The organism is Amycolatopsis sp. NPDC051071 (genome assembly GCF_040682875.1).
Classification (GTDB): Bacteria; Actinomycetota; Actinomycetes; order Mycobacteriales; family Pseudonocardiaceae; genus Amycolatopsis.
In genome coordinates, this window is the sequence record NZ_JBFBBY010000107.1 from 18,406 (window position 1) to 27,295 (window position 8,890).

The window sequence follows — 8,890 nt, forward strand, 5'->3', positions numbered from 1 at the left end:
ACCCGAGGGGGTTCAATGGGCCGGTGACGTGGTTCAGCGAGGACGACCTCCGAGGGCAGGCCGGTGACGTCTCCTTCGCGCGCGGGGCCAAGTACCTGGAGTCGGTCGAGGCGCTGGACGACGTCGCGGGCGGGGTCACCGCCGTCGTCAGCGGCACCGACCGGTACACGGTCCGGTTGCGTGACGTCGACGGCGAGCTGGTGGGCGAGTGCTCCTGCCCGCACGCGGCGGACGGCTTCTTCTGCAAGCACTGCGTCGCCGTCGGCCTGCTCGTCCTGGAGGGCGCGGCGGACGGCGGCGCCGCCGACATCCGCGGGTACGTCGCATCGCTGGACCGCGCCGAGCTGATCGACCTCCTGGTCGAGCACGCGAACGAGGATCCGGTGCTCTTCCGTCGGTTGTCGCTCAAGGCGGGCCGCGAAGACCTAGACGCGTTGCGACGCCACGTCGAGGGAACGTTGCGGTTGCGGGGTTTCGTCGGCTTCCAGGGCACGCTCGCGTACGCCGGGAAGGTCCGCGAAGTGCTTGCCACCGCCGCGGAAGTGATGGACGGGCCGCTGCTGTGCCGCATCGTCGAGCTGGTCGTGGAGGCGCTGGACTTCGTCGAGGACTCCTTCGGCACACTCGGCGACGAGGTGAGGAGAGCGCTCGCGTTGTACGCGGAGGCCTGCGCGGACTCGCCGCCGGAGCCCAAGGTGCTCGCGGAATGGTTGCTACGTCTCGATCTTGACGGTTCCGGTCGCGTCGAGGTGAGTATCGCGGACTTCACCGGCGGGCTCGGCTTCGAGGGGCTCGCGGCGGTCCGCGCCGGAGTCGACGAGCGGTGGCGGCTCGACGACGGCGAGGACCCGTACCGCAGCCGCAAACTCCAGCGGCTGCGTGAGGGTTTCGCGGCGACGCGGAACTGGAAAGCCTAAGGCCGGAGCGCACTCACCCAGACACGCCCTAGAACTCCTGCCGGTGCCGGGCCCCGGCGTTGCGGTACAGCTCCTCCAGATCCCGCCGTCCGGCCACGTCGCCGGTGTCGGCGGCCGCGCGGAACCAGTGCTCGGCCTCCTGGAAGTTCCCATGGTCGGCGGCCAGCCGCCCGAGGTTGGTGTACGCCGGGACACTGCCGAGTTCGGCGGCCTTCCGGTACCAGGCGGTGGCCTCGCCGGGGTCGTTCCGCTCGTTCGCGAGCACGCCGAGGTTCGTCATCGCCGCGGCGTCACCCCGTTTGGCGGCCTTGAGATACCAGCGTTCGGCCGCGTCGAGCTCACCGCGCCGGTGCAGCAGCAGCCCGAGCCGGACGGCCGCGTCGTGCGCGCCGGCGGCCGCGGCCGCGCGGTAGCAGCTGTCCGCCCGCGGCAGGTCGTTCCGCTGTTCCGCCCGGTGGCCGAGTTTGACCAGCGCGGCCGCGTCGCCCTCCTCGCCAGCCTTGCGCCACCAGGGTTCCGCTTCCCGCGACCGGTCGGTCTCACGCAGGAGCGCGCCGAGCGTGATCATCCCTTCGACGTCGCCGGCCTCCGCGGCCCGGCCCGCCCAGTGTTCCGCCTCCGCCGGTTCGCCACGGCGGAACAGCAGCCGTCCGAGTTCCGCCATCGCCTCGACCCGGCCCTCGGCGGCGGCCCGCCGCCACCACTCCTCGGCGTCGTCCAGTTTCCCACGCCCCGCACAGAGATTCCCGAGACGCGCCATGGCATGCGAATCACCGGCCGACGCGGCTTCGCGGTACCAGCGTTCGGCCTGTTCGGGCGCGCCGCGTTCACGCAGGAGATGCGCCAGATTGCCCATCGCGACCCGGTCGCCGCCCGCGGCGGCCTCGCGGAACCACGCCTCGGCCTCGTCGAGATCGCCCCGCTCCAGCGCGGTGGCCCCCATCCGCGCCATGGCGATCACATGCCCGCGTTCCGCGGCCTTCCGATTCAGGTAATCGTCGACCCGGTTGTTCCATTTGCGTTTTTCGGCGGCCACAAGCCCGCTCCTTCCGGCAGCGTCCCTGAGGTAGTCGCCGGTCAGTGCCCCGATGTGACAACAACTACCTGGTGTCATCGCCGTGTCGCACCCGGTTTCCCCACGAGGCGCCGCGATACTGGGAACCTCCCCATCCCCAGTCGAGAGGAACGCGCGGTGGCCACGCGTACCCGGCAGATGACCACGGCCCAGCGGCTGCTCCTGCTGATCTCCCTCGCCGCCGTGGTGCTGGTGGGGATCTGGCTGGTGACCGGCAAGGGTTCCGCGTTGCAGCCGAGCCCGCCGACGCCGTCGAACACCGCGAGCGCCGCCGACGCGCGCAAGCAGCTGGACGAGCTCACCGTCGCGCCGCGCGGCACGATGGACGGCTACGACCGCAAGAAGTACCCGCACTGGGACAACCAGGGGAACAACTGCAACACCCGCGAGTTCGTCCTCAAACGGGACGGCAAGGACGTCAAGGCCGGTTCCGACTGCGCCCCGACCTCGGGCAGCTGGACCAGCATCTACGACGGCGAGACCTGGACCACGCCGACCGACGTCGACATCGACCATATGGTCCCGCTCGGGCAGAGCTGGGTCAGCGGCGCGAAGTCGTGGAACGACGAGAAGCGGCGCCAGTTCGCGAACGACCTGACCAGGCCGCAGCTGTTCGCCGTCACCGACAACGTCAACCAGGAGAAGAGCGACAAGGCGCCGGACCAGTGGAAGCCGCCGCTCGTGTCTTTCTGGTGCACCTACGCGACGGACTGGATCATCGTGAAGCACTACTACGGCCTCACGATCACCACGGCGGAGAAGACCGCGCTCGGCGACATGCTCGGTCGTTGCTGATCCCGCCACCTTCGGCTTAGCTGGGGTGATGGCGACCTTCGTACTGATTCACGGCGGTGGCGGCAGCGCCTGGGACTTCCACCTGCTTGAGGCGGAACTGACCGGGCGCGGGCACGACGTCGTCGCGGTGAACCTCCCGATCGAAGACGAGAAGGCGGGCTTCGCGGAGCACGTCGACACCGTCACGAAGGCGATCGGCGACCGTGGCGACTTGGTGGTGCTCGGCCATTCCTACGGCGGATTCACCGCGCCACTCGTCGCCGAGAAGCTTTCCGCCCGGCTGCTCGTGATGCTGACCGCGATGATCCCGAAACCGGGTGAGACGCCGGGGGACTGGTGGGGCAACACGGGTTTCGAGAACGACAAAAGCCTGAGCGACGAAGAGAAGTTCTTCAACGGCCTCCCCGCCGAACTCGTCGCGGAGGCGGGCTCGCACAGCCGGAACCAGGTCAGCGCCGAGTGGAGCGAGCCGTGGCCGCTCCGGAAGTGGCCGGACATCCCGACGAAGGCGCTCATCGCGCGTGAAGACCGCTTCTTCACGCCTGAGTTCCAGCGCCGGGTCGTCCAGGACCGGCTCGGCTTCGCGCCCGACGAGATCGACGGCTCGCATTCCGTGCCGTTGAGCCACCCCAAGACCTTGGCGGACCGGCTGGAGTCCTACCTGTAGCTCACCAGCGGTCCAGGTGCAGGACCTCTTCGAGCGGCTGGCGCGCGGCGGGTTTGAACGTGTCGCCGGTGTAGAACGCCGTCGGGATGAGCGCGGCCTGGTGCACGTTGCCGGGAAGGCCGAGGATCTCCGCGGCCTCCTTCTCGTAGGCCAGGTGCAGCGTCGTCCACGCCGTGCCGAGGGTGACCGCGCGCGCCGCCAGCATGTAGCTCCACACCGCGGGCAGCAGGTTCCCCCACAGCCCGGCCTGGTTGCCCGCGGGCAGCTCGTCACCCGTCGTCTCCAGGCACGGGATGACGTGCACCGGCACCTCGCCCATCTTGTCGGCCAGGTACTCGACGCTGGTGCCGACGCGCTGCTGGACCTTCGACCGCGCCGGGTCGTCCGCGAACAGTTTCCCGGCCGCGTGCGGCGAGTCCAGGTATTCGCGGCACGCCCGCTGATAGAGCTTCCCGAGTTCGGCCCGCTGCCCGGGATCGGTGATCACGAGCCACTGCCAGCGCTGCGTATTCGACCCGCTCGGCGCCTGTAGCGCGACCTGCAGGGCGTGTTTCACCAGTTCCAGGGGAACCGGCCGGGACAGATCCAGTCGTTTGCGGACGGTCCGGGTGGTCGTCAGCAGCTCTTCGGGCGTCATCCGGTGATTATGTCGTGATGACCAACTGGTGGGGAGGACGCCGCGCGAACGAGGGATGGGCACACTGCTCAGACGCGGGCCGCGAGCTCAGCCCCCACGCCCGGGAAGGCTGAACACCGCCCAGACGTACTTCCCGCCGGCGCACAGCTCGTGGCCCCAGTCGTCGGACAACGCGTGCACCAGCTGCAGGCCACGGCTGCGTGCCGCCGCCGGAGAGGGCTCCTTCAGCTTCGGCCGTTCCGAGCCGGAGTCGAAGACCCGCAGGGTGAGCCTGCCTTCCGCGTACTCGGCCTCGAGCCTGTCCGGCCGCTCACCGTGTTCGAAGGCGTTCGTGACCAGCTCGGAGGTCGCCAGCAGGACGTCGTCGACGCCCGCCTCGTCAAGGCCAAGACCCCGCAGCGTCGCCCGCACCGCCTGCCGCGCGACGGCGGGAGCCGTCACGTCGACCGGCAGGGGCAGGGAGACCACCGGTAACGAGCCCTCCGATCGCGTCTTGGACATCGTCATGGTTCCGCACCTCCCCTAGCGAGAGACTCCCGAATCCGTCGTTAGTCCCCTGGGATACCCACCCGGGCGAAGGTCGAATCAGACCCCGTCCGTGAGTTCTGTCTCGGTCAGTCCTTCACGCAGTTTCTTGAGTGTGGCAGCCAAGAGCCGTGACACCTGCATCTGGGAGACCCCGACACGGCGCGCGATATCCGCCTGGCTCATCCCGGACCCGAACCGCAGCGCGACGATCTTGCGCTCGCGATCGGGCAGCCGTTCCAGCATCGGGCGCAGCGCCTCACGGAGCTCCGCCTGGCTGAGGTTGGCGTCCGCCTCACCGAACCGGGTGTGCGCGGAGTTCTCCAGGAGGTTGTCCAAGGAAGCCCCGTAGCGGCCTTGGCCGGCACGGAGCCCTTCGAAAACCTCGTCGACCGGGACACCGAGGTGGGCGGCGATCTCACTGGGCTTCGGCGCGCGTGAGAGCCGCACGGTCAGCTCCTCGCGCACCGCCGAGATGTTCGCGTTCAGCTCCTTGAGCCGTCGCGGGACCCGGACCGACCAGCTGTTGTCCCGGAAGTGGTGCCGCAGCTCGCCGGAGATCGTCGGGACCGCGAAGGCCAGGAAGTCGCTGCCTTGAGTGGGATCGAACCGGTCGACGGCGTGGATCAGCCCGATCGTGGCGATCTGGACCAGGTCCTCCATCGACTCGTCCCGGTTACGGAACTTGCGCGCCAGGTTGCGCGCGAGCTCCAGATGCGCGCTCACCAGATCGTCCCTCAGCCGTTCACGACCGGGATCTTCCTTGGGCAGCGCGCACATGCGCTCGAACAGGGCCCGAACATCAAGGCCGTCTTGCTCGGCCGGATCGGTCACGGCCGGGCCGCCTCGCTCTCCCGGACGAGCTCCACCCTCGACAGGTAGCCGCCGTCCGCCGGGGTGACACTCCGCCGCGCGGACGTCGCCAGCGCGGTCAGCAGTTGCCAGGACAGACCGGTCTCGTCGTCGGGCTCCGGGGAGTCCGCGAGCACCGACACGGTCACCTCGATCCGGCCGTTCTTCCAGGAGAACACGCAGGTCAGGTGGCCATCGGAGGCGGAGGGGAGCAGCATGGAGCAGGCCTCGTCCACCGCCATCCGGAGGTCTTCGACCGCGTCCAGGTCGAAGTCCTGGCGCATCGCGATATCCGCGACGATCGTCCGGAGAGTCGGTACCACATGCGGTACCGCGGCCGTGCGTACCTCAATGAGTTGAGCGCCCTCCCCGCTGGGCGGGGTGTTGTCCACCACGTGTGTGTTCCTCTCTGCGCTGCACTGCCGAGTCAGATGCCCTGGGTGTGAGCAAACCAAACCCACGTTTGATTCGCGCAGGGGGCGGGCATGTAACCGGCGACAAACGATCTCCTGAGAGAGGCGGGGACCGACATGGCCGACGTGAGCCGGTTGCCGAACGTGGTGGCGGAAGAGTGGGACTGGCAGCTGCGTGGGTCGTGCCGAGGCGCCGACAGCAGCTTGTTCTTCCACACGGACAACGAGCGTGGTTCGGCCCGTGAGCGGCGTGAATCCCGCGCCAAGGCGATCTGCCAGAGCTGTCCCGTGCTGGCGCAGTGCCGCACGCACGCGCTGGCCGTCCAGGAGCCGTACGGGATCTGGGGCGGGCTCGGCGAGATCGAGCGCCGCGAACTGTTCCTGCGCGAACGCCGCGCCGGGCGCAAGACGTTGACCGCGCATTGAGCGCTCACCGGGCACCGGTCGGCGACGCGCGTGACGGCGATCGTGGCGCCCCGTCCGGACTGGGTTAGGGTTGGGACTGTCGTTGCGGGGACAGCCACGCCTACCCGCCGAAGAAGAGCGTGCGTCCGTGTCCGGACTGGGCGCGGCCGCAGCTTGAGACCACAGGAGAGCGTCGGCGCGCTGAGCGCCGGTGCTCACCTGATGAGGAGAATGTGCATGCCCGCAGCGGAGCAGAACACCACGCCGCCCGGTTTCAGCATCACGCTGGACGTCGACGCGCCCACGCCGCGCGTGGTGGTCACCGGTGAGCTCGACCTGCTGACGAGCCCCCAGCTCCAGGAGACCCTCGGGGCCTTGATCACGGACAAGCCTTCCGGCCGGGTCGTCGCCGACCTGACCGGAGTGACCTTCTTCGACTCCTCGGCGCTGAACGTGGTGCTCCAGGCGCAACGCCAGGCCGCCGAGAAGGCCGTCGAGCTGGAAGTGGTCCCCAGCCCCCAAGTGAGCCGAGTGATCGAGCTCACCGGCGTCGCCGAACACCTCAGCGTGTCGGAAGAGCCCCCCGCCTGAACCCCCGCTACGGTCGTGGGCTCGTGATCCGCGACACCTGGGGGCAGCAGCACGATGATGGGGCGGACGCATGCCCTGACGGGGTGGTGCGCGGGCCTCGCGCTCGCACCCGCCGTCGGAGCGGGCACGGTGCATCAAGCAGTCGTATTCGCCGCGACAACAGCCGGTTTCGCCCTCCTGCCTGACCTCGACCACCCCGGCGCACGCGCGTCGCGGCTGCTGGGCTGGTTCACCGGCGCGATCTCCTGGCTGCTGCGCCGCGTTTCGGCGGCGTTGTACGCGCTGACCAAGGGACCACGGGACGAGAAGGTCACCGGTAAGCACCGGCATCTCTCGCACACCGTGTTGTTCGCCGTCGGACTCGGCTTCCTGACCTCCTGGGGCACCACCGAAGGCGGCCCGTGGGCGGTGTTCGGCGTCGTCGTCCTCGGCCTGCTGCTCGCGGAAGGCGCGCTCGGCGACTGGCTCCTGCCGGTCAGCGGCGCCGCCGTCGGCTGGTGGGTGTGGACCGCGCCACCCGACAAGGCCACGCAACTCGCGGAGATCTCCGGCTGGCTCGGCATCGCCGTCGCGGCCGGTTGTTTCGTGCACTGCCTCGGCGACGCGCTGACCGAATCCGGCTGCCCGTTCCTGTTCCCGATCCCCATCGCCGGTGAGACCTGGTACGAGATCCGGCCGCCGAAGCCGCTGCGGTTCCGCACCGGCAAGAAGGTGGAAAACCGGCTGATCTTCCCGGTTTTCGCGATCGCCGCCGTCGTGTTGATCCCCGGCGTGTGGGAGTACCTGTTCACCACGGTGCAGGGATTGCTGTCGCCGGACGGGGCGCAGACGGCGGTTCACTAAGTGGTCGGTTGAGGAATGCCCTCGCCACCGGAGGCGTTGAATCGGAACGCCGGACCCGGTTGAGGAGGGACAGTGGACAAGCCCGTGCTGCGCGCCGACGCGCGACGCAACCGAGCGAAGGTGCTCGCCGCCGCCGAAGAGGCCTTCGCCGTCGACGGTCTGGCCGTCCCCCTCGACGAGATCGCGCGGATCGCGGGTGTCGGCGCGGGCACGGTCTACCGGCATTTCCCCAGTAAGGAAGCGCTCTTCCAGGCCGTCGTCGTGGAGCGTGTCGAGCAGTTCGCGAAAGAGGCCCGCGAGCTGCTGACGGCCGAGGACCCCGGTGAGGCCTTCTTCGGCTTCTTCAAACGTGTCGTCAAGCAGGCGTCCGCCAACCGGGCACTCTGCGACGCGCTCGCCGAGACGACAGGGCTCGGTTTCAACGCGAACGCGGGTACCGGCTTCCGATCGGCGTCGCAGGCGTTGCTTACGCGGGCACAGGCCGCGGGCGCGGTGCGCGAGGACATCGACGGCGACGACCTGCGTGCCCTGATCGCCGGTTGCCTCGCGGCGGAACGGTATTCACCCGAAAGCCGCCACCTCGTGCGGGTCGTGGTCGACGGCCTGCGCAAGACCGTCTGAACACCTTCCACTCAGCTTGCGTGCCGCGTAACACAAAGTAAGATCAACGCGAGTAGTCCTCGTACCTGCGCTTCGCATGGCGAGGGGGTGCCGGATGTCGCGTCAAGGTCCCACCACCGGTTCCGTCACGGTCGCGGCCCTCGCGGGCATCGCCACCGGACTGCTCGTCGCCGCCCTTCTCGTCGCCGGGCGCGAGCAAGCGCCCCCCGTCCTGGAAGTCGGCACGACCCCTTCCCCGGCAACGACTTCACGGTCCATCGGGCCGGTCACGGTCACCGTGCCGGGCGTCGTACCGGAACCGCTCACGATCACCCGCACGAACACGCGGTCGCCGCGCACGGTGACCCAGACCGTGACGCCGTCCACCACTTCGACGTCGTCGACCACGCCGACGACGCTCCCACCCAGTTCGGACACGGGATCCCGGCGCGATTGACGCAGCCTCCGCCCGCGGGTGGCGCGAAGGGCACTTTCGCAACTTACACAATAACCAAACCACCACGCCGCGGGCGCCCCAAACCCCCGCGCGGCGGGGCCCCCCGCCCCCCC

Annotated in this window: 13 protein-coding genes; 8 read left to right on the forward strand and 5 right to left on the reverse strand. The window is 69.4% G+C overall.

Going from position 1 to position 8,890, the window contains the following annotated elements:
- Positions 1–23 precede the first annotated feature (23 nt).
- Positions 24–917, forward strand: a complete 894-nt coding sequence (locus AB0M65_RS28420) for an SWIM zinc finger family protein (RefSeq protein ID WP_364033959.1) — start codon at positions 24–26, stop codon at positions 915–917.
- A gap of 28 nt (positions 918–945) precedes the next feature.
- On the opposite strand, the gene AB0M65_RS28425 is transcribed toward AB0M65_RS28420, so the two are convergent.
- Entirely contained in the window at positions 946–1,953 is a 1,008-nt protein-coding gene (locus tag AB0M65_RS28425) for a tetratricopeptide repeat protein (protein WP_364033962.1), read from the reverse strand.
- Between the two features lie 156 nt (positions 1,954–2,109).
- Between AB0M65_RS28425 and AB0M65_RS28430 the strand changes: the two genes are divergently transcribed.
- Complete coding sequence (locus AB0M65_RS28430) at positions 2,110–2,787, forward strand: HNH endonuclease family protein (protein ID WP_364033965.1); 678 nt, start codon at positions 2,110–2,112, stop codon at positions 2,785–2,787.
- A gap of 28 nt (positions 2,788–2,815) precedes the next feature.
- Positions 2,816–3,454 (forward strand): alpha/beta hydrolase, encoded by a 639-nt coding sequence (locus tag AB0M65_RS28435; RefSeq protein ID WP_364033968.1) that lies wholly within the window; start codon positions 2,816–2,818, stop codon positions 3,452–3,454.
- A 1-nt stretch (position 3,455) separates the two neighbouring features.
- Here the strand turns inward: AB0M65_RS28435 and AB0M65_RS28440 are convergent, their stop codons facing one another.
- The 4 genes from AB0M65_RS28440 to AB0M65_RS28455 form a co-directional block, all read right to left on the reverse strand.
- Positions 3,456–4,091, reverse strand: coding sequence for a nitroreductase family protein (locus tag AB0M65_RS28440; protein WP_364033971.1), 636 nt, complete (start codon positions 4,089–4,091; stop codon positions 3,456–3,458).
- 87 nt (positions 4,092–4,178) lie between these two features.
- Entirely contained in the window at positions 4,179–4,598 is a 420-nt protein-coding gene (locus tag AB0M65_RS28445) for an ATP-binding protein (protein WP_364033974.1), read from the reverse strand.
- 78 nt (positions 4,599–4,676) lie between these two features.
- On the reverse strand, positions 4,677–5,450 hold the full coding sequence (locus tag AB0M65_RS28450; RefSeq protein ID WP_364033977.1) for a SigB/SigF/SigG family RNA polymerase sigma factor: 774 nt from the start codon (positions 5,448–5,450) through the stop codon (positions 4,677–4,679).
- Entirely contained in the window at positions 5,447–5,863 is a 417-nt protein-coding gene (locus AB0M65_RS28455; RefSeq protein ID WP_364033980.1) for an anti-sigma factor, read from the reverse strand. Before AB0M65_RS28455 ends, AB0M65_RS28450 begins: the two co-directional genes overlap by 4 nt.
- A 135-nt stretch (positions 5,864–5,998) precedes the next feature.
- Between AB0M65_RS28455 and AB0M65_RS28460 the strand changes: the two genes are divergently transcribed.
- From AB0M65_RS28460 to AB0M65_RS28480, 5 genes are all read left to right on the forward strand, one after another.
- A complete protein-coding gene (locus AB0M65_RS28460) occupies positions 5,999–6,307 on the forward strand; it encodes a WhiB family transcriptional regulator (RefSeq protein WP_364033983.1) in 309 nt (102 codons plus the stop codon).
- Positions 6,308–6,523: 216 nt separating this feature from the next.
- Complete coding sequence (locus AB0M65_RS28465) at positions 6,524–6,877, forward strand: STAS domain-containing protein (RefSeq protein WP_364033986.1); 354 nt, start codon at positions 6,524–6,526, stop codon at positions 6,875–6,877.
- 57 nt (positions 6,878–6,934) lie between these two features.
- Complete coding sequence (locus tag AB0M65_RS28470; RefSeq protein WP_364033998.1) at positions 6,935–7,720, forward strand: metal-dependent hydrolase; 786 nt, start codon at positions 6,935–6,937, stop codon at positions 7,718–7,720.
- 72 nt (positions 7,721–7,792) lie between these two features.
- The gene (locus AB0M65_RS28475) at positions 7,793–8,341 is read left to right on the forward strand and encodes a TetR/AcrR family transcriptional regulator (RefSeq protein ID WP_364033989.1); all 549 of its coding nucleotides are present in this window, start codon (positions 7,793–7,795) and stop codon (positions 8,339–8,341) included.
- A 94-nt stretch (positions 8,342–8,435) separates the two neighbouring features.
- Positions 8,436–8,777 carry a hypothetical protein gene (locus tag AB0M65_RS28480; RefSeq protein ID WP_364033992.1) on the forward strand — a complete coding sequence of 114 codons (342 nt, stop codon included), beginning with the start codon at positions 8,436–8,438 and terminating at the stop codon, positions 8,775–8,777.
- Positions 8,778–8,890: the final 113 nt, after the last annotated feature.

Coding starts and splice junctions, on each gene's coding strand:
- AB0M65_RS28435 (WP_364033968.1), top strand. CDS start 2,816: ATGGCGACCTTCGTACTGATTCACGGCGGTGGCGGCAGCGCCTGGGAC.
- AB0M65_RS28440 (WP_364033971.1), bottom strand. CDS start 4,091: ATGACGCCCGAAGAGCTGCTGACGACCACCCGGACCGTCCGCAAACGA.
- AB0M65_RS28445 (WP_364033974.1), bottom strand. CDS start 4,598: ATGACGATGTCCAAGACGCGATCGGAGGGCTCGTTACCGGTGGTCTCC.
- AB0M65_RS28460 (WP_364033983.1), top strand. CDS start 5,999: ATGGCCGACGTGAGCCGGTTGCCGAACGTGGTGGCGGAAGAGTGGGAC.
- AB0M65_RS28465 (WP_364033986.1), top strand. CDS start 6,524: ATGCCCGCAGCGGAGCAGAACACCACGCCGCCCGGTTTCAGCATCACG.
- AB0M65_RS28470 (WP_364033998.1), top strand. CDS start 6,935: ATGGGGCGGACGCATGCCCTGACGGGGTGGTGCGCGGGCCTCGCGCTC.
- AB0M65_RS28480 (WP_364033992.1), top strand. CDS start 8,436: ATGTCGCGTCAAGGTCCCACCACCGGTTCCGTCACGGTCGCGGCCCTC.